This window comes from Flocculibacter collagenilyticus (genome assembly GCF_016469335.1).
Classification (GTDB): Bacteria; Pseudomonadota; Gammaproteobacteria; order Enterobacterales; family Alteromonadaceae; genus Flocculibacter; species Flocculibacter collagenilyticus.
On record NZ_CP059888.1, the window covers coordinates 1,652,991 to 1,678,865 of the forward strand.

At 37.8% G+C, this 25,875-nt stretch carries 25 protein-coding genes, 4 tRNA genes and 1 pseudogene; 20 read left to right on the plus strand and 10 right to left on the minus strand.

The genetic code is table 11. The features are described from left to right. Window positions 1–19 precede the first annotated feature (19 nt). The 3 genes from HUU81_RS07345 (at window position 20) to HUU81_RS07355 (ending at window position 6,579) form a co-directional block, all read left to right on the plus strand. A complete protein-coding gene (locus HUU81_RS07345; RefSeq protein WP_199611582.1) occupies window positions 20–4,867 on the plus strand; it encodes an NAD-glutamate dehydrogenase in 4,848 nt (1,615 codons plus the stop codon). Between the two features lie 61 nt (window positions 4,868–4,928). Continuing rightward, complete coding sequence (pyrD, locus tag HUU81_RS07350) at window positions 4,929–5,939, plus strand: quinone-dependent dihydroorotate dehydrogenase (RefSeq protein WP_199611583.1); 1,011 nt, start codon at window positions 4,929–4,931, stop codon at window positions 5,937–5,939. Between the two features lie 109 nt (window positions 5,940–6,048). Beyond that, complete coding sequence (locus tag HUU81_RS07355) at window positions 6,049–6,579, plus strand: cell division protein ZapC domain-containing protein (protein ID WP_199611584.1); 531 nt, start codon at window positions 6,049–6,051, stop codon at window positions 6,577–6,579. Window positions 6,580–6,749: 170 nt separating this feature from the next. Here the strand turns inward: HUU81_RS07355 and HUU81_RS07360 are convergent. The 4 genes from HUU81_RS07360 to HUU81_RS07375 all read right to left on the minus strand — a co-directional run bounded on the left by HUU81_RS07360 (window position 6,750) and on the right by HUU81_RS07375 (window position 7,191). Next, window positions 6,750–6,826 (minus strand) — tRNA-Met (locus HUU81_RS07360). Between the two features lie 45 nt (window positions 6,827–6,871). Next, a tRNA-Met gene (locus HUU81_RS07365) sits at window positions 6,872–6,948 on the minus strand. A 45-nt stretch (window positions 6,949–6,993) separates the two neighbouring features. Further along, window positions 6,994–7,070, minus strand: a tRNA-Met gene (locus HUU81_RS07370). 44 nt (window positions 7,071–7,114) lie between these two features. Then, window positions 7,115–7,191, minus strand: a tRNA-Met gene (locus HUU81_RS07375). Between the two features lie 232 nt (window positions 7,192–7,423). Between HUU81_RS07375 and rlmKL the strand changes: the two genes are divergently transcribed. From rlmKL to HUU81_RS07420, 9 genes are all read left to right on the plus strand, one after another. After that, a complete protein-coding gene (rlmKL, locus tag HUU81_RS07380) occupies window positions 7,424–9,559 on the plus strand; it encodes a bifunctional 23S rRNA (guanine(2069)-N(7))-methyltransferase RlmK/23S rRNA (guanine(2445)-N(2))-methyltransferase RlmL (protein ID WP_199611585.1) in 2,136 nt (711 codons plus the stop codon). Beyond that, complete coding sequence (locus tag HUU81_RS07385; RefSeq protein ID WP_199611586.1) at window positions 9,559–9,792, plus strand: glutaredoxin family protein; 234 nt, start codon at window positions 9,559–9,561, stop codon at window positions 9,790–9,792. Before rlmKL ends, HUU81_RS07385 begins: the two co-directional genes overlap by 1 nt. Window positions 9,793–9,795: 3 nt before the next feature. Next, window positions 9,796–11,727 carry an ATP-binding cassette ATPase Uup gene (uup, locus tag HUU81_RS07390; protein ID WP_199611587.1) on the plus strand — a complete coding sequence of 644 codons (1,932 nt, stop codon included), beginning with the start codon at window positions 9,796–9,798 and terminating at the stop codon, window positions 11,725–11,727. 9 nt (window positions 11,728–11,736) lie between these two features. Next, window positions 11,737–13,443: a DUF3466 family protein gene (locus tag HUU81_RS07395; protein WP_199611588.1), complete on the plus strand. Its 1,707-nt coding sequence runs from the start codon at window positions 11,737–11,739 to the stop codon at window positions 13,441–13,443. Window positions 13,444–14,003: 560 nt separating this feature from the next. Then, window positions 14,004–14,375 (plus strand): hypothetical protein, encoded by a 372-nt coding sequence (locus HUU81_RS07400; RefSeq protein ID WP_199611589.1) that lies wholly within the window; start codon window positions 14,004–14,006, stop codon window positions 14,373–14,375. 158 nt (window positions 14,376–14,533) lie between these two features. Beyond that, entirely contained in the window at window positions 14,534–15,385 is an 852-nt protein-coding gene (locus HUU81_RS07405) for a TolB-like translocation protein (RefSeq protein WP_199611590.1), read from the plus strand. Between the two features lie 116 nt (window positions 15,386–15,501). Beyond that, window positions 15,502–15,942: a hypothetical protein gene (locus tag HUU81_RS07410; RefSeq protein ID WP_199611591.1), complete on the plus strand. Its 441-nt coding sequence runs from the start codon at window positions 15,502–15,504 to the stop codon at window positions 15,940–15,942. A 110-nt stretch (window positions 15,943–16,052) separates the two neighbouring features. Then, entirely contained in the window at window positions 16,053–16,541 is a 489-nt protein-coding gene (locus HUU81_RS07415) for a GNAT family N-acetyltransferase (protein ID WP_199611592.1), read from the plus strand. A gap of 94 nt (window positions 16,542–16,635) precedes the next feature. After that, window positions 16,636–17,370: a hypothetical protein gene (locus HUU81_RS07420; protein WP_199611593.1), complete on the plus strand. Its 735-nt coding sequence runs from the start codon at window positions 16,636–16,638 to the stop codon at window positions 17,368–17,370. A gap of 475 nt (window positions 17,371–17,845) precedes the next feature. Here HUU81_RS07420 and HUU81_RS07425 read toward each other — a convergent pair whose 3' ends face one another. After that, a complete protein-coding gene (locus HUU81_RS07425; protein WP_199611594.1) occupies window positions 17,846–18,889 on the minus strand; it encodes an IS110 family RNA-guided transposase in 1,044 nt (347 codons plus the stop codon). A gap of 207 nt (window positions 18,890–19,096) precedes the next feature. Here HUU81_RS07425 and HUU81_RS07430 point away from each other — a divergent pair, with 207 nt between their 5' ends. The 7 genes from HUU81_RS07430 (at window position 19,097) to HUU81_RS07460 (ending at window position 23,418) form a co-directional block, all read left to right on the plus strand. Beyond that, complete coding sequence (locus tag HUU81_RS07430) at window positions 19,097–19,777, plus strand: hypothetical protein (protein ID WP_199611595.1); 681 nt, start codon at window positions 19,097–19,099, stop codon at window positions 19,775–19,777. 570 nt (window positions 19,778–20,347) lie between these two features. Then, complete coding sequence (locus HUU81_RS07435) at window positions 20,348–20,905, plus strand: DUF3592 domain-containing protein (RefSeq protein ID WP_199611596.1); 558 nt, start codon at window positions 20,348–20,350, stop codon at window positions 20,903–20,905. Window positions 20,906–21,031: 126 nt separating this feature from the next. Then, entirely contained in the window at window positions 21,032–21,475 is a 444-nt protein-coding gene (locus HUU81_RS07440; RefSeq protein ID WP_233520593.1) for a hypothetical protein, read from the plus strand. A gap of 197 nt (window positions 21,476–21,672) precedes the next feature. After that, window positions 21,673–22,086, plus strand: coding sequence for a hypothetical protein (locus HUU81_RS07445; protein ID WP_199611597.1), 414 nt, complete (start codon window positions 21,673–21,675; stop codon window positions 22,084–22,086). A 118-nt stretch (window positions 22,087–22,204) separates the two neighbouring features. Further along, entirely contained in the window at window positions 22,205–22,660 is a 456-nt protein-coding gene (locus tag HUU81_RS07450) for a macro domain-containing protein (RefSeq protein ID WP_199611598.1), read from the plus strand. A gap of 113 nt (window positions 22,661–22,773) precedes the next feature. Beyond that, window positions 22,774–22,911: a hypothetical protein gene (locus tag HUU81_RS07455; RefSeq protein ID WP_199611599.1), complete on the plus strand. Its 138-nt coding sequence runs from the start codon at window positions 22,774–22,776 to the stop codon at window positions 22,909–22,911. 114 nt (window positions 22,912–23,025) lie between these two features. Beyond that, window positions 23,026–23,418 (plus strand): hypothetical protein, encoded by a 393-nt coding sequence (locus HUU81_RS07460; RefSeq protein WP_199611600.1) that lies wholly within the window; start codon window positions 23,026–23,028, stop codon window positions 23,416–23,418. Window positions 23,419–23,447: 29 nt separating this feature from the next. Here HUU81_RS07460 and HUU81_RS07465 read toward each other — a convergent pair. Next, window positions 23,448–23,639 (minus strand): annotated as a pseudogene (locus HUU81_RS07465) (IS110 family transposase); the annotation flags it as partial. A 173-nt stretch (window positions 23,640–23,812) separates the two neighbouring features. Here HUU81_RS07465 and HUU81_RS07470 point away from each other — a divergent pair. Continuing rightward, a complete protein-coding gene (locus tag HUU81_RS07470) occupies window positions 23,813–24,178 on the plus strand; it encodes a DUF6896 domain-containing protein (RefSeq protein ID WP_199611601.1) in 366 nt (121 codons plus the stop codon). Window positions 24,179–24,408: 230 nt separating this feature from the next. Here the strand turns inward: HUU81_RS07470 and HUU81_RS07475 are convergent, their stop codons facing one another. The 4 genes from HUU81_RS07475 to tusD are packed head-to-tail and all read right to left on the minus strand — an operon-like array spanning window position 24,409 to window position 25,824. Continuing rightward, entirely contained in the window at window positions 24,409–24,738 is a 330-nt protein-coding gene (locus tag HUU81_RS07475) for a TusE/DsrC/DsvC family sulfur relay protein (RefSeq protein WP_199611602.1), read from the minus strand. Beyond that, window positions 24,738–25,046: a sulfurtransferase complex subunit TusB gene (tusB, locus tag HUU81_RS07480; protein WP_199611603.1), complete on the minus strand. Its 309-nt coding sequence runs from the start codon at window positions 25,044–25,046 to the stop codon at window positions 24,738–24,740. The genes HUU81_RS07475 and tusB overlap by 1 nt, the downstream gene beginning before the upstream one ends. Before the next feature lie 50 nt (window positions 25,047–25,096). Further along, window positions 25,097–25,453: a sulfurtransferase complex subunit TusC gene (gene tusC / locus HUU81_RS07485; protein ID WP_199611604.1), complete on the minus strand. Its 357-nt coding sequence runs from the start codon at window positions 25,451–25,453 to the stop codon at window positions 25,097–25,099. Between the two features lie 11 nt (window positions 25,454–25,464). Continuing rightward, window positions 25,465–25,824, minus strand: a complete 360-nt coding sequence (gene tusD, locus HUU81_RS07490) for a sulfurtransferase complex subunit TusD (protein WP_199611605.1) — start codon at window positions 25,822–25,824, stop codon at window positions 25,465–25,467. Window positions 25,825–25,875: the final 51 nt, after the last annotated feature.

The window sequence follows — 25,875 nt, forward strand, 5'->3', positions numbered from 1 at the left end:
AATTAGAAGGTAAAAATATATGGCGCTTATCGATGGTCAACCCTCAGTGTTATTAGAAAATGTCATCAATTTAATTCGTAAGAAAGTGAAAGGCGATCAAACGTCTTTAATCGAAAAGTTCGCTACTATTTTTTATGGCAATATGTCGAAAGAAGATTTAGCGAATCGTAATGATAGCGATTTATATGGCGCAGCATTAAGTTTATGGAATGGGTTAAACCAAGATAGTACAAAACCAACCATTAAAGTGTATAACCCAGAGTTATCTAAACACGGTTGGGAATCTCAACATACCATCGTTGAACTTATTATTGAAGATATGCCATTTTTAGTTGACTCTGTGCGCATGTCTCTTAACCGCTTAGGTATTACTGCTCACTTGTTAATGCATTGCCCACTTAAATTATTTACTGATAAAAGTGGAAAAATAACAGACTTGGCAACAGGCAGTGCAGCACAAGGTTTTGACAAAAATAAAACGGTATTTTTAATTGAAGTAGACAGGCAGACTAATACCAAAACATTGAAAGCAATCACAGAAGAACTACAGTCAGTAGTTGTTGATGTGTCTGTTTCTGTTTCTGACTGGCAAGCAATAAGTGATCGCTTAAAAGAAGTGATTACAGAGATACCTAAATCTGCTGGAAAAAATTCAAAAGCAAAAATAAAAGAAGTTCAAGATTTCCTAAAGTGGGTTGCAGATCATAACTTCACCTTAATGGGCTACCGTCAGTACACAGTTAAACCTGTTAAAGGTGACCATGAGCTGTCTGGCGTGAAGGGTACCAGCTTAGGCTTAATGAAAAACTCAGTATCGAACAAGGTACGGAAGTTTAGCGAATTACCTACATCAGCTCGAAAAGAAGCACTAAGCGATAACCTATTAATTTTAACGAAAACGAATTCTAAATCTCGCGTTCATCGTCCTGCTTATATCGATTATATTGGCATTAAGCGCTTTGATGATGAAGGTAATGTTATTGGCGAAGATCGCTTTATCGGTTTATTCTCCGCTTCATTTTATAATAATCGCGCGTCTGATATCCCACTGATAAACAACAAGCTTAACCGTATTATGGATAGCTTTGACTATGAAAAAGATAGTCATGCATACAAAGCGTTGTTAAATATCTTAGAAACATATCCAAGAGATGAGTTGATTCAAGCAAGTGAAGCTGAATTAAAAGATGTGGCTCAAGGCGTATTACAGATGCAAGAGCGTGACATGTCGCGCTTATTTGTTCGCAAAGATATCTTTGGACGCTTTTTCTCTTGTATGGTGTATGTACCGCGCGAGCGCTATAACACCCAACTACGTCGAGATACGCAAGCGTTATTCAAAAAAGCGTTTGGCAGTGACGAATATGTTGAGTTTACAACATACTTCTCAGAATCGGTATTAGCCAGAACTCATTACATTGTACGAGTTCAAGATAATAATAAAGAAATTGATGTGAAAGATATTGAAAATAACTTAAGAGAAGCTGCGCGCACTTGGGATGATAAATTACACAGTGCATTACTTGAATCTTTTGGTGAAGCTACAGGCAAAGAGCTTGCTCGCAAATACTCAAACGCATTCCAACGTAGTTATAAAGAAGATAACTTACCATCAGCATCGTTAGTCGATATTGATAAATTAGAACTACTGAATGATGACAACAAACTTGAGATGCTTTTTTATCAACCGCAAGAAGAAAAGCTTTCTAATAACCTTGTAAGGCTCAAGTTATATCATAAAGATGAACCTATTCACCTTTCAGATGTTTTACCTATGCTTGAGAACTTTGGTTTAAGAGTTATTGGTGAAACGCCATCAGAAGTTCACACGTTAGATGGAAGTGTAAACTGGATACTTGATTTCTCGATGATGATTAACTCTGGGGCAGAGTTTGACCTAGAGAAAGCACAAATTCGTTTTCAAAACGCATTTGCTAAAGTCTGGAGAAATAACCTAGAAGATGATGGTTTTAACCGACTTGTATTAGGGTCTGACTTAACGGGTAGAGAAGCTTCTATTCTTCGTGCTTACGCAAAGTACTTTAGACAAATTGGTGGTACATTCAGCCAAAGTTATATTGAAAGCACGTTTGCAAATTACCCGCATATTGCCGGTTTGATTGTTGAAGTATTTAAGCGCAAGTTTTCTCCTAAAACTAAAGCTTCACCTAAAACAATTGAAAAACTTCTTAAGCAAATTAACGAAGAGTTAGACAATGTTGCAAACCTAGATGACGACCGTATTATTCGTCGCTTTGTTGATATGGTAAATGCAACATTGCGTACCAACTACTACCAAAAGAATGCTGAAGGTAACTTCAAGTCGTATATTTCTTTTAAGCTACAACCTAAGCTAATTCCAGAAGTTCCTAAGCCTTTACCTGAGTACGAGATTTTTGTTTACTCACCAAGTGTTGAAGGTGTTCACTTACGTGGCGGTAAAGTTGCACGTGGTGGTTTGCGTTGGTCAGATCGTATGGAAGACTTCCGTACAGAAATACTTGGCTTAGTAAAAGCGCAACAAGTTAAAAATACTGTCATTGTGCCGGTTGGTGCAAAAGGTGGCTTTGTATGTAAGCAACTGCCAACAACTGGTGGACGAGAAGCATTTTTTGAAGAAGGTAAAGCGTGTTATAGAACCTTCATCCGCGGTCTATTAGATATTACTGACAATATTGTTCATGGCAAAGTTGTTTACCCTCAAGATGTAGTAAGACTGGATGGAGACGATCCATATTTAGTTGTTGCTGCGGATAAAGGAACAGCCACATTCTCTGATATTGCCAACGGCATTGCTGACGAATATAACTTCTGGCTGGGCGATGCGTTTGCATCAGGTGGTAGCGTTGGTTATGACCACAAGAAAATGGGTATCACTGCCAAAGGTGCATGGGAATCGGTTAAACGCCACTTCAGAGAGTTAGGTGTTGACTGCCAAACAACTGATTTTACCTGTATAGGTATAGGCGATATGGCCGGCGATGTATTCGGTAATGGCATGTTGCTTTCAAAGCATATTCGCTTAGTCGCAGCGTTTAACCATATGCATATTTTCATTGATCCGAATCCTGATGCTGCAACCAGTTATAAAGAGCGTGAGCGCTTATTCAACTTGCCACGTTCATCGTGGGAAGATTACAACGCAGAATTAATTTCTCAAGGCGGTGGTATTTTTTCTCGTGCTGCTAAGTCTATTAAGCTTACACCAGAAATTAAGAAGCTAATTGGCTCACAAAAAGCATCGCTAACACCAAATGAGCTAATCAAAGCGTTATTAAAAGCGCATGTTGATTTAATCTGGAATGGTGGTATTGGCACGTACGTTAAAGGTACTAAAGAAACTGATACTCAAGTAGGTGACCGTGCAAACGATCCATTGCGCGTTAACGGTAACGAGTTAAATGCAAAAGTATTTGGTGAAGGCGGTAATTTAGGTGTTACTCAGTTAGGTCGTATAGAATTTGCTGCTAACGGTGGCAAAATGAATACCGACTTTATTGATAATGCTGGCGGTGTAGACTGCTCAGATAATGAAGTAAATATCAAAATCTTGCTAAATGGTTTAGTTGCCGATGGTGATATGACCCGTAAGCAACGTGATCAATTACTATATGATATGACTGACGATGTGGGTGAAGTTGTTCTACAAGACTGTTATCGCCAAACTCACTCTATTTCAATTACGCAACTTAAAGGACCTGAGCACCTTAAAGAGCAAATTCGATTTGTTCATGAGTTGGAAAAGGATGGTTACTTAGACCGAGAATTAGAATTCTTACCAACTGATGAAGAATTATCAGAACGTGCGATAACAGGCCAAGGTTTCACACGACCAGAACTTTCAGTACTTATTGCATATGGCAAAATGGTAATGAAAGAGTGGTTTGTTGTTGACGAAATTACAGAACATCCTTATTTCCAAAGCTTACTTATTGGTGCTTTCCCTCAGAAATTACAAGAAAAGTACAGTAAGCAGATGGCTCAGCATCCACTTAAATCAGAGATTATTGCAACTAAGCTTGCTAACGAAATAATCAATGATATGGGTCTTAATTTTGTGCATCGCATGAAAGAAGAGACAGGTGCGACAGTATTTGAGATTGCTAGCTGTTATGTAATGGCACGAGAAATATTTGAGCTTAGAGAAACATGGGAAGCAATTGAAGATCTTGATAACAAGATACCGGCTATTGTGCAAACAGAAATGCTGTTCCAATTACGTCGTACTATCCGTCGTGCCACACGTTGGTTCTTGCGCCACAGAAATAAAGCGATGGATATTGTTGAAACCATCAATTTCTACGCTCCTGCGTTTAAAGAAATTTCATCTAATTTAGATGATTACTTGGTTGAACAAGAAGTTTCACAATTACAACGCTCTGAGCAAGACTTAAAACGTGAAGGTGTGCCAAAAGATATTGCACGTAGAATCTCGCAATTAAGTAGCCTGTTCTCGGTAATGGATTTAGCGCAAATTGCGAACTTAGAACAAAGAAATATTAATTTAGTTGCTGATATCTACTTCAAGTTAGGTGCAACAATGGACTTACACTGGTTCTTGGATCAAATTACCAATCAACCAGTAGCAAATCATTGGCAGGCATTAGCTCGCTCGTCTTATCGTGAAGAGCTTGACTGGCAGCAACGTGCATTAACCTCTGTTGTATTACATTCAACAAGTAAAACTGATCCAAAAGATGCACAAGAATTAATTGATCAATGGGTTGAAGAGCACTCGTCATTACTTGAACGCTGGAATCACATGTTAGCTGAGTTTAAAACAACTCAGAGCCATGAGTTTGCTAAGTTCTCGGTTGCATTGCGTGAGTTAATGTTATTAAGTCATAACTGCGACACTTCTATTTAATTGAAAAATCATTAGAATAAGCCCCGGCATTAGCTGGGGCTTTTTACTATTAGGGGAAAATATGTTTTACGACTTAACCAGAAAGTTACTATTCACTCAAGACGCTGAATGGTCGCATGATTTTACTCTTAATAATTTAAAACGGTTTGCTAATACACCAATTGAAAATATGTGGCGACAGTCGGTAGAGGCTAAACCACGCGAAGTATGTGGTATCGAGTTTAAAAACCCAGTTGGCTTGGCGGCTGGCTTAGACAAAAATGCCGAATGTATTGATGCATTTTCTGCAATGGGCTTTGGCTTTATAGAAGTTGGTACTGTTACCCCTAAGCCGCAAGATGGAAACCCTAAACCGAGAATGTTTAGGTTGCCAGAGGCCAATGCGATTATTAATCGTATGGGTTTTAATAACCATGGCGTTGATGCGCTTGTATCTAATGTTAAACAAGCAAAGTATAACGGTGTGCTTGGCATTAATATTGGTAAGAATAAAGATACGCCTAACGAAAAGGGTAAAGATGATTATATTACTTGTATGCGCAAAGTCTTTACGTATGCAGATTACATTACGGTAAATATTTCATCACCGAATACACCTGGGCTTCGCGACTTACAATATGGTGAAGCATTAGACGAGTTACTGTCATCACTAAAAAATGAACAACTTGATTTAATTAATCATCACAATAAGCAAGTTCCTTTGTTTGTTAAAATAGCGCCAGATTTAGATGACATTCAAGTAGAGCAGGTTACATCGTCATTAATTGAAAATAACATTGATGGTGTTATTGCCACGAATACAACATTAGATCGTAGCGACGTTCAGCATTTGCAATATGCAAATGAAGCTGGCGGGCTAAGTGGTGCACCGGTTAAAGAAAAAAGCACCAACGTTATTCAAAAGATTAATCAACTATCAAATGGATCATTGCCAATTATCGGAGTAGGTGGGATCGATTCTGATCACGCAGCTCAAGAAAAAATAGCAGCGGGTGCATCGTTAGTGCAGGTTTACACAGGCTTTATTTATAAAGGGCCGAACTTGATCAAGCAGATCGTTAATTCGTTATAAGGATCAGTAATGCTTGGGCTTTATTCATTCCAAAATATTCTTTTGTGTATTGTTGCTAAGTGCCATATACATTACGGTATGCTAAGCAAAGTAATGTTAGGAAAGTAGTTTGAATCCCACTAATCAATGGCGTTGGCAATTATGTAAACACTCTTCATCACTTATTTTGGACATGAGTGATGAGATGGCGTTTTTAACGCCTTATCAATCTTGCCAACTAACGAATGAGATTCATGTTGATGACTCGTTTAACGTAGAAGACGCGAATTATTTTACCTATTTGCAAGATACGCTGTTGAATTTAAATCTTTGGTCTCGGGCTTTTTGTACGCAAACTGCGTTAAATGCAACAGCGGTAAAACGCTTTTATAAACCTGTTATGCCTAAGAGTTGGCATTTTAAAGTAAATAATCAACAAAGGCGGGCGATTCCGCTATTGGTTGCGTTATATTCGGATTTTGCTTTTTCCACCTGTATAGTGCTTGAAGCGAGTACGAATTTTGTAATGTTACTTATCGTTGAAGATCAGTTTCAAGTATCAGATACCAAGTCGTTAAAGCAATTTGATGTGATTAAAGTGTCTATAGATCGTATTTACGATATTCAATTAACGCCAAGTGTATCCAAACAATCTGCTTAGTTTCCGTTTTTTAAACCACATTACGTTGGTAAATTATTCTTTATAATGTACAAAAGCTAAAGCCATCGATGATCTGGTTGTTAGCGGTACTGCAGTTAATATCGATAAGATAGAGAATGAGATTTAATTAAGTAAAGTAAAAGGGGAATAGAAAGAAATATAGAAAGAATTGGTTGCGGGAGCCGGATTTGAACCGACGACCTTCGGGTTATGAGCCCGACGAGCTACCAGGCTGCTCCATCCCGCGTCCGAATGATATAGCCCTAAAAGTTTTAATTCATTTTAGAAGAATTGGTTGCGGGAGCCGGATTTGAACCGACGACCTTCGGGTTATGAGCCCGACGAGCTACCAGGCTGCTCCATCCCGCGTCCGAATGATATAGCCCTAAAAGTTTTAATTCATTTTAGAAGAATTGGTTGCGGGAGCCGGATTTGAACCGACGACCTTCGGGTTATGAGCCCGACGAGCTACCAGGCTGCTCCATCCCGCGTCCGAATGATAAGCCCTAAAAGTTTTAATTCATTTTAGAAGAATTGGTTGCGGGAGCCGGATTTGAACCGACGACCTTCGGGTTATGAGCCCGACGAGCTACCAGGCTGCTCCATCCCGCGTCCGTTAAAGCGGGGTGCATACTACCATTATTAATCATTATGACAAGCCCAAAGTGAAATTATTTTTCAAAAAACGACTGTTTACTCAAATATCGTTCGATAAATGATCGCATTCATACAGTTTTGTAATATTCGTGTTTGATTTTTAATCTATCAGTTCGTATTTAATATTGCTCGCCAATTTCTTGTTGTTTCCTGCTATAATTCGCGCCTTATACATACTGGAGTCATCATGAAATCTTATATCGCACTAACATCTAAAGGTATTGAATCATTATTACAAGACGAAATAGAGCGTCTTGGTGGTGAAATAGATAAAACTAGCTTAGGCTCAGTTGAATTTAGAGCTGAATTAGATGTTGCTTTTAAAGTCGTGTTAAGAACGCGTTTAGCAACGCGTGTGATGCAAAAAATAGCAACGGTTGACTCTGTTGAAAATAAAGATGAGTTAGTAGCATCGTTAAAAAATAAAATAAATTGGTCAAAGTTCCTCAATGAAAGAAGTACGTTTTCTACCGAATTTGTAGGAAAGAATAAACTTGTACAAAATAGTTTATTTGGTGGCTTACTAATAAAAGATGCCATTGTAGATTTCTTCAGAGATAAATGCGGTTCAAGACCAAACGTAGATAAAGAGCGCGCTGAATATGTATTTCAAGGGCGCTTAATACAAAATAAATTGCACATTTATCGCGACTTCTCCGGAAATGCTTTATCGCAACGAGGCTATCGTGTTGCGCAGGGTAAAGCCCCCCTTAAAGAAAACTTGGCAGCGGCACTTGTGATCCGTAGTGGTTGGATAAACGATATGTCACAACCACTGATTGATCCATGCTGTGGCTCAGGTACGATATTAATTGAAGCCGCACTAATGGCAGCCAATATCTTTCCAGGTTATCTTCGTGTTGATGAATATGCATTTGAACGCTTCCCAGACTTTGACGAGCAAGCTTTTCAGCAAGAAAAACAAGCAATTTTTGACCTAGCTGATACTAAAGCAATTGATAACATTCAAATAATTGGTACTGATATCAATTCGCATGTGCTTGATAAAGCAAGAAAGAATGCAAGCGTAGCCGATGTTGCACAATATATTGAGTTTAATGTTGCCGATGCTGCAGATACAAATAATGTGTATGGTGATAGCGGCACTATTTTATCTAACTTACCTTACGGCGAGCGTTTAGGTGATTTGCCTCAGCTTATTCATTTACACGCATATCTAGGGCTTAACTTAAAACGCAATTTTAAGGGCTGGAATGTTTCGTTATTTACCAGCAATTTAGATGTGTTGCGCAGTGTGAAGTTAGGTAAACAAAAAGAATACAAATTATCGAATGGGCCATTAGATTGCGTATTAACAAATTACTATCTTGATGAACGCCAAGTAACACTTAAACCATATGCTGAAGAATTACCTATTTATTTTGAAGAAAGTTTGTCTTTTGCTAACCGGGTTAAAAAGAATTTAAAACCAGTAAGAAAGTGGGCTAAGTCAGAAGGGATAGAATGTTACCGTGTTTATGATGGCGATATTCCAGAATATAATTTTGCAATAGATGTTTATGCCGACCACTTAGTTATAAACGAATATGCGCCACCAAAAACAGTTGATATGGATAAAGCGAGAAAACGTTTAGAAGACGCTTTACTTATTGCTGTGAATATACTTGACGTAGATATTAATAAAGTTAGTTTAAAGGTGCGTCAAAAACAAAAAGGTAGCCATCAATATACTGCCATTGATAAACGTGACGAGCGTTTTGCGGTAAAAGAATATAACGCTGAGTTTTGGGTTAACATTTACGACTATTTAGATACAGGTTTGTTTTTAGATCATCGTATTACGCGCCACAAATTGCAAAAAATGGCAGAAGGTAAGCATGTACTTAACTTATTCTGCTATACGGCTACAGCATCAGTACACATGGCTTTAGGTGGTGCAAAATCGGTCACATCGGTAGACATGTCTAAAAAGTATTTAGATTGGGGCAAAGACAACTTTAAGTTAAACCGCTTGTACAGCAAAAACTATCAATTTGTTCAAGCCAACTGCTTAGAGTATATTGAAAAGGCAAATGAGTTTTTCGATTTAATATTTATCGACCCACCAACTTTTTCTAATTCAAAAAGAATGGAAGACAGTTTAGATATTCAACGAGATCATCTAGAGATACTTTTAACGTTGAAAAAACGCTTGATGGCGGGTGGCGCGATTATATTTTCAAACAACAAACGTAACTTCAAAATGGATATTACTGCACTGCAAGACGCAGGCTTTAATGTAAAAGAAATTACTAAACAAACCATACCACTGGACTACAAGCGCAACCACAAAATACATAATTGTTGGGAACTTACGGTGTAATGAAAACGCAGATACTGTATTCAACCGACGGCTGCCATTTATGTGAACAAGCTTGGCAGCTGATAGCCAATCTGAGGCAGGCAGCAATATTTGAAGTCATAGATATTGCTAAAGATGATCAACTAGTTGCTGAATTTGGTGTCCACATTCCGGTGATTGAAAATAAAGAACAAAAACTGCGATTATACTGGCCATTTACAGAGCGTCAGTTAGCCGAATTTTTAGAGTTATAAAACATGGATTTAATAAGAATAACCAATGCTGACTTAGCATATGGCACAACGCCTTTACTCAAAGATGCTGAGTTTAAAATTGCTAAGGGCGAGCGTGTTTGTATTGTTGGCCGAAATGGCACAGGTAAATCAACGCTACTCAAAGTCATTAATAAAGATGTGGCGCTAGATTCAGGTGAAATTAACCGCGTTAAAGATTTGACTGTAGCGCGATTAGAGCAAGACCCACCTAAATCTGCACAAGGGCTAGTGTTTGACTACGTTGCTGAAGGGTTACCTGAAGCAGCTGAATTACTGAAGCGCTATCATCATATCAATGACCTAATTGTTAACGACCCGTCTGAGCAAAACCTAAAAAAATTAGAACGTGTTCAACATGAGTTAGACGTTGCTGATGCGTGGAAGCTAGAATCTAGAATTAAGTTAGTATTAACGCGTTTAGGACTTAATTTAGAAAGCCAATTGGAATCATTATCAGGTGGATGGTTAAGAAAGGTTGCGTTAGCAAGGGCGTTAGTATGTGATCCTGACATTTTGCTACTTGACGAACCAACAAACCACTTAGATGTAGCAAGTGTAGAATGGCTTGAAAGCTTCCTTAAAGATTTTAAAGGTGCAATTCTCTTCATTTCCCATGACCGTGCATTCATACGTGCACTAGCAACAAGAATTGTTGATTTAGATCGTGGTATTGTAAAAAGCTATCCGGGTAATTACGAAACTTACCTAGAGCAAAAAGAAGAATGGCTAAAAGTTGAAGAACAGCATAATGCAGCGTTTGATAAAGTGCTTGCTCAAGAAGAAACTTGGATTAGACAAGGAATAAAGGCAAGACGAACCCGTAATGAAGGCAGAGTTCGTGCGTTAAAGCAGCTTCGTTTTGAACGCAGCCAGCGTATTGAGCGACAAGGCACAACCGACTTTAACATTGAAACCGCACAAAAGTCGGGCAAACTAGTGTTTGAAGCGACAAATGTTAGCTTCAAATATAACGATAAAACGCTTTTTTCTGACTTTTCTACACTGGTTATGCGTGGCGATAAAATTGGTATTTTAGGGCCGAACGGTGTTGGTAAAACAACATTAATTAAAGTGTTATTGGGTGATTTAGCGCCAACTAGCGGTAAAGTTAAGCAAGGCGTTAATTTAGATGTTGCCTACTTCGATCAATATCGTAATCAACTTGATGAAGAATTATCCGTTCAAGAAAACGTGGGCGAGGGCAAACAAGAAGTCATGGTTAACGGCCGCTCAAGGCATATACTAGGCTACTTGCAGGATTTTTTATTCAGCCCATTACGAGCAAGAACGCCAGTGAAGGCGTTATCAGGTGGTGAGAAAAATCGTTTATTACTGGCTAAATTATTTTTAAAGCCAAGTAATGTGTTGATTCTGGACGAGCCAACGAATGACCTTGATGTAGAAACGTTAGAGCTACTTGAAGATATTTTAGATAGCTATGATGGCACGGTATTAATTGTTAGCCACGACCGAGAGTTTATAAATAATACTGTAACTAATACCTATTGTTTTGAGCCTGATGGTAATTTAGTAGAGATTGTAGGTGGCTATGAGGACTATTTAAGATATAGCGAGCATAAAAAGTTTCATACAGGCTCATCTAAAGAAAAGCTTACCGAATCAAATCAAGAAAACACTAAACCAGTAAATAAAGAGATAAAAGGTTCAGCACCTAAGCAGAAAAAGCTATCATACAAGTTAAAATTGGAGTTAGAGTCGTTACCTGCTGAAATTGAACAACTAGAAAACAAAATTGAAGCGTTACAGCAAGACGTTAATGACCCAGAATTTTTCAAACAATCTTCAGAAGAAACACAAGCTAAATTGAACGAACTTGCAGAAAGTGAGTCGAAGCTTGAGTTTGCATACGGCAGATGGGAAGAATTAGAAGATCTACAAAATAGTAGTAGTTAGGTATAACACATGAAATTAAATAGTATTGCAGCAATATTCGCATTAAGTGGTGTCACTCTTTCAGTCAATGCTGCTGTGTATCAAGTAGCAGAAGTAAATAACACTAGCACTCATACACAGAGTGTAGCAGTTGATATTAATAATAACGGTACAATGGTTGGCTCTCAATCAGGTAGATTTAACTTCCCGATTGATTATGTAAATTTAGATTATACTAACGCCACAATTGCCAGTATAGAAAGTGTAGAAGATGTAAAGGCTGGCACGATTAACGCGGATGCGTTAGCGACAATTAAATTATATTTAAAGCCCCCAATAACACGGTTAGACCCTACTCCTGTCATATACAATACGCCAACAGCACAAAAAGTTGGTGATAATAGTGTTTTCATCTTGAAGCAAAGCGGGTTGGAACAACAGGTTATTTTTGATGTGGAAGAGCCTGCTCTGAATAATTCCCTAACTTATAGCACGTTCGACTATGTTACAGCGATAAATAATAATGGGATATTTGTTGGATTTGCTTCTGATCCATATCAACAAATTCAGTTCACAACTACACCAACCGATGACACAGATCCAGTTGATAGAGTACTGTGGGAAAGTGAGTTTGGTAAACGCGGATTCTATGTAGTTAATGGTGAAGCTTTCCCCGTGATGCCTGAAGATACTAGCCATGGCGGCAATTCTGGTGTGCTTGATATATCAGATAGCGGCTACATGGTTGGCTATAGCAGCGTGTCGGTGCTCAGCTTTTTTCCTACTTTAGTTGAAAACTGTGATGAGAACCTACTTCCCTTGACTGTTTGTGAATGGAGTTTAAAAGGTGGACACTTATCTTATAATTCGTTTGGTGATGAGCCATACCAAATAAGAGCTTACCGCTGGAAGCTAGATGAAAACAACCAAATTGTTGAGTCAACAAACCTAGGTTTGGCATTAACGCCAGAAGCTGATAGCTCAACAAAATATACCAGCGTTGCTTTAGCAGTAAATGAAGCGGGAACTGCGGTGGGATATTCGTCAGCATTGTTTGTAGAGGGTGAAGAAAGAGTGTTGACTTACCCTGCAATATTCAACAATGGTGAAGTATTAGATTTTATTGACCATACAGATATATCAGGCGGTAGAGCCACTGACATAAACGACAACAATACGGTTGTTGGATATATCTCAAAGCGCGTCAATGGGTTCTTTCGTACCAAGTTTTTCACTTACGATATTGCTACAGAGCAAACAACATTTCCTAGTGACTTTTTTAATGGCTCGGCAAGTATTCCGCATGCCATCAATAACCTTGGTCAAGTAGTAGGTGAGGGTGAAGTTGAAACTCAAACTCAAGTAACTAGACGACGTCACGGCTTTTTATATGATATTAATACCGACACGTTTACAGACTTAAACGACTTTTTAGCGTGCGACAGCCCTTACACAATAGTGAGTGGCCGAGGCATTAACGACAATGGTGAAATATCAGCAACAGCATTAGTAACTGTTGAACAAAAAGACGAAAAAGGTGAAGTGGTTAAAGACGATGATGGTAACACAGTGATGGTTGATACATTGCGTGCCATTAAACTAACACCAATTGCCAATGGCGAAAAAGAAGAATGCGGAACACCTGATAATGTTCAAACAGAGCGTAAAGGGGCAAGCATATTCTGGCCATTTGGCTTGTTATTATTAGGCGCGCTAGGCTTTAGAAGAAGGTCTTAGCCGCTCATTTTAACTGTGCCTCAAGTCAGTTTTTCTGGCGGGGCACAGTGCACATGAACATAAGTAAACTTAACCAAGGATAAGATAACTTAAATTGGTTTAGCTGTATTTTACTGTGCCGCATTTTAAATTTTTTTTAATTCATTTTTTTATTCTCTACCCTGAACTTATTGACTACGTCCATTGATCGTATAGATCGCTAAAGCCACACCAGAGTCTATGGCATCAACATTTAAATGATAATTTCTAGGTGTTACAAAGCTGACATCTTCTGCCGAACATCAACTCTGCAATTTGTTAGAAAGAAAATTATTAATAACATTCATTGCTAAACAAATACTGGTTTTTCTTACAGCCACTATCATAATGTCAAATAACAGCAGATATAAGACAAAATGTCTTTTTTAAACGTACAAAAAACAGACAGGCCGGAAAGCGTTATTGAATATAGCCTGTAGCCGTGGTAAAAACGCACATGAATATTATTTACCACTTTGGGGTGTTTAAACACCCCAAAATGGGATCCAATAAATTGTTATATTGCTTAGAGGAATGGAGTAATGAAGCATTTTTCTTTTGTGCTCTTGGATGATTTAGATCTTACATTACTAAATGACCTAGAGTCGCGAATTGAGCATCAAGAAACGATATGTTTGAAGTCGGAACAGGAGTTAATGATATTGCTTAATTGTTTTAACTCGTCAGTTTCAAATGACTCGTTACCTCAAATCGATGATGTAGATTCAAGTTTTATTTTAAATGAGTACCCAACTCCCATTGCGGATGGAAGTTTTGATGATTTTTACTCGACTTGGCTAAATAAAACGAATCGTGAAAACGACATGGACGAGTACGGTCAACTAATATGTTTAAACAGCTTTTTATCATCAAATAGTAGCAACAAGGTGGTTGTATTAAGTGAAGCAATATAACAAACCATTCAACCGGACCCAAACTCGCTGGCTTAGCTCATTCTTCGCAAAGTATAGCCAGCAAGTCTGGGCCGTTTAATAGGGGCGTTAGCTGCCTGTCTGAGCTTCGAGTTGTAGTCGGATGCATTTTATGAATACTTTTACTTTAAGGAATAGCTGTGAAAAAAATATGGATTTTAATTAGTTTGCTTTCTTTATCCGTTTTGGGTAACAAAGGTTTTAGCCAAAATGATAGCTTAGTTATTAAAGGGGCTTATTTAGGGCAGCAGCCTCCGGGGGAAAATGCTGAAATTTTTGCACCTGGTATTGTTTCGACAGAACATCGAGATTTTAGCGGCTTTTTTTCGCCAGATATGCAAGAGTTCTATTTCACAAGGATGGATAATGAAACAGAAGAGTGGACATTGATTGTTTATAAAAATGAAAATAATCAATGGCGCGAATCTACAGTCGGCCCACGAGTTGGTAGGCCGATCCTCTCTCCTGATGGTAATACGATGCATTTAGGGAAGCACTACATGGAGCGAACCGAGATAGGTTGGTCTGATATAAAGAGTCTTGGGCCAATGTTTGATAGAGAAGATTGGGGCATAATGCGGCTTTCTGCCTCTGAAAATGGAACTTATGTTTTAGATGATTATAAAAATGGTGATGTAATACGTATATCTACTTTTGAAAATGGCAAACGGCAACCACCTCGAAAAATGCCTCCCATGATCAATGCTGGTAAATATAGTGCACATCCATTTATATCACCGGATGAAACTTATCTAATTTGGGATGCTGAAAGAGAAGAAGGGTTTGGCGAATCTGACCTCTATATCAGTTTTAGACAAAAAGATGGATCATGGGGAAAGGCCATCAACTTGGGAGATAAGGTCAATTCAGAATCATGGGAGGCCGTTGGGTATATAACTCCTGATGGTAAATATCTATTTTTTAATAGACACCATGACATGTATTGGATTGATGCAAAATTTATTGAAGATCTTCGACCTAAGTTTGATTAATTAAGCGGCAGCTAACAAGTTACTCAAAAGGACGCAAAACGCTTGGCTTGCGCTCCTTCGTCGCTAATTGTAGCCAAGCATTTATGCGCCCATTAGTAAGGCGTTAGGCTTTCACGATGGTTCGATGTAATGTTGCATACGCATTTCTCCAAGCTTTACCTTCTGGTGTAGTTAGTTTAGAAGACATTGTTAAGTGGGCGGATACTGCGATTGTTGAAGAAGATGAACCGTGTATCGAAATCATAGAATTATCTGCCGCCCAAAAAGAAAGCGAAGCTCTTCTTCAATTAAAGATTTTGTCAGCGGGCTATGACGAAGAAAAAGCAATGAAACTCTTTTTTGACTTATGCTATGAAGCTTTAAAAAATGGCGTTGCGAACTATTCAACAGTAGCCCGACGGTTATTTTTTTGGTCAGCATATGAAACATCGTTGGAGGGCTATTCAGGCTTTGTTTCATTTTGGGACTCGCTAGATCTTGCATATGATTGTGTTTACGGGAATCCGGAAGAAATAGAGAGGGAAATGTTGGCCTACTTAGGTGAAAAGAAAGCCTAACAAGCGCATCAAAAATGACGTCAAACGCTTGGCTGACGCTCATTCTTCGCGAATTATAGCCAAGCATTATCCGCATTTTATGCGGGCGTTATGTTTCGTAAGGTGGGAATATGAAAATAAGAGAAGCAACAGAGAATGACTTCGATAGGATATGGCCTATATTCGAGGAGATTGCACGTGCCGGAGAAACATATGCTTATCCAACGGACATATCTAAAGATGAAGCTAAAGGCTTATGGATAGACTATCCACGTAAGACGTTCGTCTTTGAAGACGAAGATGGGATTATGGGCACCTATTACATAAAAACTAATCAATCTGGCCCTGGTCAGCATGTTTGTAATTGTGGCTATATGGTGTCTTCGAAAGCTAGAGCTAAAGGTATAGCAACAAAAATGTGCGAGCACTCGCAGATTCAAGCACTAGAACTTGGTTACAAAGCTATGCAATTCAACTTTGTAGCTTCTACTAATGAAGGTGCAGTAAGGCTTTGGAATAAACTTGGTTTTGAAACAGTGGGCCGATTGCCAAATGCTTTCTCGCATCCAAGTAAAGGGTTTGTTGATGCTTTGGTAATGTATAAGTGGCTGTCAACATAACAAATAAATCAACCTGACCCCTGGCGGGGCAGGTCATTTAGGCGTTAGCCGTATCTCGGGTTCGGAGTATTTCAAAGTGAGTAAGGAGTTTTAAATGGATTGGAAATTTTGGTCGTTCTTAGTTGCTTTTGTTGCATTGATTTTGTCTCAACTCCCACCGATTAGACTTTGGTTTAAAAAAGCCAAGTTGGATCTTGAACTGTATTCAAGAGTTCATATAACACACAAAGTTGGAAACCCTAATATTCAAACACATCTCATTTTAAGAAACATTGGTGGCCGTAATACTAGAATTAAAGAAATTAGTATTGATATAGAAAGAGATGGTAAATTTTTAGATACATTAATTGCACAAAATTACCTACCTGATGCATTGAACAATCAAAGCGTTTTATTTACAAATTTCTCACTTTCTCCAAATGATGAGTGGTCAAATAGGGTTAACTTGTTGAATTATTTTGACAGAGAAGAAGAGAAGTCATTTAAAGCTTCTGAGAAAGCTTTGAGAGAGGAAATAATAAGATTAAGAGAACCATTAAAAGATGGTGATAAAACCAACGTAAAAGTTACAGACCAATTTGTTGAACCATTTACCCAAATGTTCAAAAATAAGTTTATATGGAAACCAGGAGACTATCAGTTTCATATAAATGTTAAAACACTCGACCAAAAAGCTGATATAAAAAAATCATTTAGGTTTATCTTATTTGAGTCTCAATCTGAAGATTTAGAGTCATATGTTAAAGACTTTAATATAGGCGCAGGTATTTCTTATGATGTTAATGATCATAGTGGTGTCTTAGTGCAGGTAGAAGAAATATCCGGCTAACACATATGAACCTTCTCGGGTCAAGTAAGCATAACGATTCTTTTTAGCTGCTTTTAAGCAGCTAATTTGTTTTAGCAATGTTTTAAATCTATTCAACTTCGCTATGTCGGGTAGCCGTTAAAATCGTTTACGGCAAACACATATTGAGGCTCTCTTATTGCGAGCTCATCGCTGCCTAAATCAGTCGATACAGCTGTCGTTTAGGGGCACTAGACATTTATCGGTTAACCTTAGTCTGGCACTACTCAAGGGGATGGCTCTTTCGTCCAGTTAGTTAAAGGCTCAGCTAAGGTGTAAACGATTTAATGCATTGCTTAAATTAATGCGCACCAATGGGGTGTCTAATCAAGGCCAAATAGCTTATTACTTCGACAATACTTACCTGTAACGTTCAACTTTTGCTGACTTAAACACAAATAGTACATGGTTGTTCATGGCTATCTAGTTAGGTATAGAGCTCATCCCATTGTGCGACTTAACTTTTTAAAAATCGATCATCATCAAATACCGTTTTGTTTTTCAACATGAAATAAACACAACGACCAAGCTTATGAGCAAGCACAGATAATGCTTTGGCTTTACTCATACGTTTTTGTAGCTTGTTTAAATAACGCCTTGCTTTGTCGTTTCCACGTAAATAAAGCACTGCGGCTTCACTGAACGCCCATTTTAAGTGACCATTGCCAATCTTGTTGCCGCTAGTGCCATAAGTTTTGCCAGCAGATTCCGCTTTACACTTTACAAGCCGACAATAAGACGAAAACTTTTGTACAGACTCAAATCGATTAATGTCACCAATTTCATACAAGATAGTCATCGCTAGAATGAGACCAATGCCAGGTATAGTACGTAGCTGTGCGTAATAGTTTGGTTGATGCTTTTTAGCTTTACTCTCTAAATAGTATTCAAGCTTTTTAAGTTCCTCGGCGTAGGCATCGAGGATGGCTAAATCAAAATTGACATTGCGTTGAACAGCTTGGTCGTCAAAACGCGTTTGAAACTCTTGGCGAACACATTTGTTTTTCATATGCAGTTCAAGAGGCGGATAGTTGTATTGGCTGTTTGTATTAACAATATGCGCTTTAAGTTGCGCACCATGTTGAACAAGCCGTGTTCTTCTACGAAGTAAATCACGAGTTGAGCGCATTTGAGCAGGATAATTGTAAGCCAGTGGAAAGTTGCCTCCACGCAATAGGCTAGCAATTTTATAAGAATCAATCTTATCGTTTTTGGCTTTACCACCGTGAATGGCTTTCATGTACAGCGCATGACCAAGTACAAAATCGATATTATGCTCGGCACATAAATCACTGACCCAATACCAGCAATGCATGCATTCAACACCAACAACAATATCTTCAAGATAAGGTAAAATCAGTTTAAGTAATTCATGTTTATCGACTTTTATTTTCTGATGAACAAGCTTACTGCCACGCTCATCAAGAATGCAAACGTATAAAATGCGTGCATGAAGGTCAATTCCACAATAATATTTGTTGAAAGTAGTATAGAATTTCATTGAGCTTTCTCCTTTTGGTTTGGTCGCCTTGAAGTTTAGCTGTTCGCTAAACTTCGGGGAGAAGGTTCAATAAGTATCAAGCTAATTAAAGTGGACAAATAACAGCTTGGCTTTTGTTCACTCCGTTCACTATTTTAGCCAAGTATTATTTGCCCATTATTGTGGGCGTTAGGCATAGGGCGTATTTCCAAATAAGCGGTGTTACATATGAAAAAACAAATTTGTAATAGTTGTGATAATGAGATGCCGTTTTTTAGATCTGAAGATGGAGGAGAAACCGACGGTATTAGTTATTGTACGAATATTGAGTGTGAACTTTATGATATGCAACAGCCTAAATTTGATGGGCAAAGTATTGTCAGCTTCGCTCAAAATGGTGGAATTAAGACTATTCGTAAAGGGAGGTTTTCCGTTAATGAGGAAAACCTTGGAGTTGTTAGTGAAAGGCTTAATAAACATTTTAATTTAGACAAAAAGATAGAGGTGACTTCAGGAGATAATGAAACGGGAGCTGACTTAGTATTTTCGTGCTCCAGTTGCTTTGGAACAAGAGATATCCAAGTAACAAGAATATTAGATTCAGAATATGCAAGATCTGCAAGTAATAACGATGTTGTTTGGAAAACTTATGAAACTGAGGAAGCTCTTAATTTGATAGCGAGCTCTATTGAAAAGAAGACCCGTAGATATGCTCCTGAAATTGTTAAAAAAATGTGTCTTGTATTGGAGCCAACTGTGGATACGTTTTGGACCGTTATCTATAAGACTAATCTAAAAAAACTTAAGGGACACTTTTCAGGTCAGCCTTGGTTTAGCATTGTCTTAGTTAGCCCCAATAATGTAATTTTGCTATCAGGTGCAGAGTTAAATGAATGGTGTCAGTGCTAACCGTATAAAAAATGCCTAACAAGAGGCATTAAAGTCGGGCTCGTAACAGTTTGCTCGGTTCCACTTCGTTTCACATTATAGCAAACTGTTTCTCACCACTTAATGCAGCGTTATATTAACCAATTATCATCGGAGTCTTGTTATCAAAAAAGTTATCTACATAGTCGCACTTATTTTAATGTTTGGTTGTTCTGATACAGAACAGTGGCAACCCAAAATAGAAAGGATGGTTGCTGATTCGCCAACCAAAGCACAAGTTATTATTTCCCGCTCTGATCATGAAACTATCATTTAGTTCAATTTATAATGATCTTGCCCTGTCCACAAGGGTAGTTTCAGATTTATTAAACTTGTATTTTGGTTATACATTGTGCAAATATTAGGGGTTGAAACCTCTAATTATGCGTTCTCTATAACGCTAGGGTTTAGTTTAATATTAGATGGTCTGCCAACGATATAAGTATTATTATCAACTTATTTGCAGTCGTTATGTCGTTAATAATTTATAAGGCAATGAGTAGCGATTACGAAAACTAACAAAAAATCAAGTTGTCTACTGTGCAGGTAAGGATGCAAACACGAAAGATCGCCTTGCTATTTCACCCTACGGACAGCTCCCTTTATTTAGAAGTCAATAGCATTTTTAGATTTGAGTTTATGGAAGTATTTGTTAAGTACCTTTTAAGTTATTTGTTGCTTCGTTCAATCATATTTAATTTGGTTGGTATTCTTAGTAGTCTTTTTACTTGTACTTGGAATAAAGTTCCAGCGTCTCTGATTCACACGAAAATTGAAGCGTCACGAGCTGCGAAAGGTGTTAAGGTTTATGATGTCGATATTTGGTATTCTTATAGTTACGAAAGCGAAAATTTTACATCTAAACGGTTTGCCTTTAACTACTCAAGTAACTCATTCAGCTCATTGCATAAAATCATACTTAGGCGATTAAAGAATAAAAAACAAATTTTTGCTTGGGTTAATCCAAAAGATCCAAATCAAGCAGTACTATTTTCAGGCGTTAATTTGTTTCACATTGTAAATTTATGCTTGCCTATTATTTCTGGCCCATATCAGTTTGTTGAAATGAAGACTTTAAAAAATTTATTTAAAAAGGTGATGCTTCGGTAAATAAAACTGCTAATCAGTTACTCAAAAAGGCGCATAACGCTTGGCTTGCGATCCTTCGTCGTTGATTTGATAGCTTTTGTAATTAACAGAGCTATAAAGGAATTTAAAAAATGAAAATGGTTAAATTTGTCTCAGTTTATAGACTGGACATATGAGACGGGTAGGAAAGGGCAGGGAATCGGTACGCCATTAGATGAAAAAGAGCTATTACTAGCGGCTGAAATCGGGATTGAGCACCCAGAAAAAGTAAGAAGTATTTATGTTGATGAAGTTCCTTACCCACATAAAAATGTTGCATTAAAATTTATTGGTGAAGCTGTCGGGCTTGTTGGTGAAGGAATAATTAATAATGCACAAGTTTGCGGTTACTCAATTTATTCGCGAAAAGACTTTGTGTTAAATAGACCAAAACTAGCTCATGAGTTGGTGCATGTGTTGCAGATTGAAAGATCCGGTTTAGACAATGTAGTAACTCAACATTTTTCTGATATGGCAAAGTATGGATACGATAAAGCACCGTCAGAAGTTGAAGCTTCTGAAGCCAACAAAAAATACAGTGCCAACTGGTAGCCAAAAATGATTTTTTGCTACGTACAAACCTTGCAAATTAATTAAGGTGCTAAGCTAGGCTCAGTTCAACTTTTGATATACATCTTAGCCTAGCGTTACCAGCATCATAGTGGGGAATCCTAAAGTGGGGCATGTATTTCAAAATTTGTTGGAAGGACGTCATATTGAAGTTTAAAAAAGGTTCGAAGCAATCGATTATGTTTGTATTTGAATTTCAGTCTTTACCTTCTCTTCGAGCTGGATTTAAGAAGCATTATGAACGCTTATCTCAGTATGAACCTTCGATAATGCAATTAGATAATGGCACTTTTCATTTGAGAATTACCAAACTTGTAAGTTATGAAGAAAGCGAGATATTAAAAATTAAAGAAGAGCTGGTCGAAGATACAAAATGCTATGGTGGTAAGTTTGTAGAGTGGAAAGTACACAAGGTAGTCAAAGGAAACTCTTTTAAAAATAAGACGGTTAGTATTAAGTCTAAAATAGTAAACATTTTTACTGTCGCAGATGATGCTAGGACTTCGAGAGTTTATAAAATGCCTTTTTATTCAATTCTGGCAATTTTGATTATTGTTTTAATTAGCTCTATCGTTAGGTATTGGGTAATTTAAATTTACCAAGCACATCAAAAGTAAACGTACGAAGCTGGACTGTCGCTCATTCTTTGGGTGAGAGTCGGTCGGCAAGTAATTACCCTTTAAGTAAACTGTAAGTGGAGAATAAAATATTTTGAGAACAGTCAAAGGTGACCTGCTTAAATTAGCTAAAAAAGGACAATTCGATGTGATTGTTCATGGCTGTAATTGCATCTGTACTATGGGAGCAGGAATAGCTAAACAAATTAAATCACAATATCCCTCCGCTTTCGAGGCAGACTCAAAGACCATTAAAGGGTCAAAAGAAAAACTAGGCACCTTTTCATCGTCAACAGTCACGGTTGGAGACCATCAGCTAACAATCGTAAATGCTTATACTCAGTACCATTGGCGGGGTAATGGAAATAAAGCTGACTATGGAGCAATAAGAAGTGTTTTTAAGCAAATAAAGCAGGAGTTTGGTGGTCTTAAAATTGGCTACCCTATGATTGGTGCTGGCTTAGCTGGCGGTGACTGGTCGGTAATTTCAAGTATTATTTGTGAAGGGTTACAAAATGAAAATCATACTTTGGTGCAGTATGCTCCCTAAAACTCAAGTTAGACTATTCGTTCACGCTTATTCTAGTGCCAACACATCCGCGGCTTCGTCATTTTAGTATATGTATCTGCGCTTCATATTTAAATGTTAGGAACTTAATTGTAATGGAAGATAAATTTAATTTTGATATTACAGGGTTAGTATATGGAACAAGCTACACTGATTTTGGTGCCAAGGGCTTAGGAATCGAATTCTTTCCCAAAAATACAAGTGTAATGTGGGTTGTTTCGCCACGTGTCTGATAACTCAATGAACTCGCCCATTTTGTTCGTTGGGACGCATACATCTAAGGCCGCTTCACCAGTATGCCTTGCATGGCTAGTATGTTATTGAATAGTTAGGAATACCGAATAGTTATGAGAAATTTGATAGTTTTTTTATTGGGAATGGCAGTCGCTTTTCCGGTTATTTGGCTTTCTAATATATTCAGTCCGACAAGTTATGTTGTTAGAATTTTGGACAAATCTGAATGCCGAAATCCTCAGTATATAATTGAGACTAAATACCAATCAATATCGGTTAGCGGTGAACAAATTGACTATTATGGTGCTTTAGTCCCAAACGGTGCAGAAGCGTTTATCTATGTTCATCCTCCAGATGAAAAGTCGGGTGACTTTACTTATAAAGTTGTAGCTAACTATTCAAACTGCGTAACAATTAAGTCAGAGCCACGTACGGTTAAGCTTGGCTGGATTCTGTATGAATTTGTAGATGAAAACAATATAAAACATACAGTTCGTGCAAGGTAATGCCTAACATGAGATTAGGGCATCAATAGCTAATTTAGAGCTTTTGGCGCTTTCCACATAGCATCATCTTTTGGCGTTGAATTTAATATCACCATTATTTTTCTAATACAGGGAATTATTGCTACTTTCTTAAGTTTCGCTGATGCCACTAATCGCTGATAAGTTTCTTTTAATAAAGGGTTACTTTGTATAGCAGACACCATCGTCATGTATAAAACAGTCTAATTATACTGGTCAAGCACAATAAAAGGCATGCTAAGGTTATTTATGATGGCCTCTGCTGTTTAGTTATTTGACAGGCTGATTATGGTTCAGGCTTTGAGTGAAGCTAACCGAAGAAAATCGCAGGCTAACAACGTGTGGGAGTGATTATGTTTATATTACTTAGGAATATATGGAAAATTTAGAGAAAATAAAAAAGATTATTCCTCTTTGGTACGCTCAAAGAAAGTGGGCCGAAGAACTACTGGTTCAATCTTTCCAGCTAGAAGATATTCTTCAACCACAATACCGTGGTGTAAAGTTAATACCTGGCACTAACTGGATGTATCGCACACATGGTATCGGTGTGGATATCTATCGAACAGCTGATGTCGGAGGAATTGATTTTGACTTTAACAAAATCGAGCCTGACGCATGGCGGTTACAAACGTTCTTCGAAAAACAATATAACGAAGGTAATCTACCTTTAGCTGATTATCGGGATCTCTATGAAGATGAAGGTCTATTACGAAGTGTCCTAGAGCAAGTATTAAGATAGCGCAATATTACTAGCGCATTTAATCACTTGCTGGGAAGGGAGTATAGCGTCAGCTCTGAAAATAAAAGTGTTCGCATCGATACGGTTTTAATAATCAGAAAGAGAACGTTGAGATAATAGGGGGTATTGAGACTGATTAATTTCAGGTAGGATGATATCTGCAAGGAAATTTAAACGTGCGCCGTAGCGCACTGAAACAAAACACTCGATTACTGAGTTACACGAGAGCTTTAAATACATTTTGCTGGTTTAGGTAAGCCTGCAATTCTTGTCGCTTGTTTGGCAGGGCCTTTTGGAAATAATTTATATAAGTATTTACTATTTCCTTTATCTTCACCTAATTGCTTCGCCATTGCTTTTACTAGCATGCGTATGGCGGGGCTAGTTTTATATTCTTTATAAAACTCTCTTACGAACATTACCACTTCCCAGTGGTTGTTGGTCATCTTAATCCCTTCAAGTTCAGCGATGTGCTCGGCAAGTGGCTTGGACCAGTCAGCTAAATTTAATAAATAACCATGTTTATCTGTTTCGTATTCTTTGTTTTCAAAATTAATCATTAAAGTGTTATCACCGTTTGATAAGCGAGAGTTAAGTCGACAAATTCATTGTAATTAATGGATTGTACCTTTAGGGGCTTACAATCGCTATTAAACTCATTTTCTGTAGTTACATGTCTTGCGGTAAGATCAGCTTCTAGCGCATAAGCCTTTGAAAAAGAAACTTGCTTAACTAAGTGCTGTAGTTGTTGGCCCTCAATGTTATAAACGCCATCCTGTAGAAATAATACAGCGTCACCTTTGGCGATAATGGGTGCTAAAACGCTAACATCGTTTAGTACATGGTTAATTAAAATTAATTTGTTCATCAATATTTATTCTTTATAGAAGCAGGTATAGGACTTTTTATTCATCAAGTTTAAAAGCTAAAAGTATGGTGTTGCTCGCTTAATAACTTTTGTATTGCTTCGTTATCAAGGACTTTAGCGTTTGGCAATAAATTAGTTTCAGTTAAATTGAAAAGAGATAAAGATTGCTTACACACAATGATGTTTTCAACATCATATAACGCTAAGGCTTTAAATGTAGATAAGTAGTCTTTATGGCCAATGCTTTCAGGCTGTTGATTAATTTTCATAGATAAAACAGCACTTCCAAGCATAATTAGAGTGACTTCCTGCTCGACAGCAGCAAAAATCAGTGCCATATCCAAGGCTTCTCTACCTGACGGGCTGTTAAGTGGCGACTGATGACAAAGAATGCAGACTTTTTTCATAACGTTAGTGCCTATTTAAATTGAATAACTTTGTCGGTGGTGGCTGCTAACATTGCAAACTCAGCAAGCCCTGCAATAGTGTATGGCTTTGTCACAGAATGATTTTTAATACCTCTTTTTTCAGCAGCTGTTACACATAGGAGTAGGGGAGTACTATGCGTTGCTTGAAGTTGTTGAAATGCTGTTTGAGCATTAAATTCATCACTTGGGATGTCTAGATCAATATGTGCAATATTTACTGCGTCTTGATAGAAAAATACAGCGTTTAATTTATGGCCTTGTTTCACAACAGCGTTGCAAAAGGAAAGTGCGGCTCTGTTAGCGTCATGGGCAAACGCCGATGCATGTAATGTAATAATAAAAGATGCCAAACTATATCCTCTAAATATAAAAAAGGCTCCAATAAGGAGCCTAATTATAAT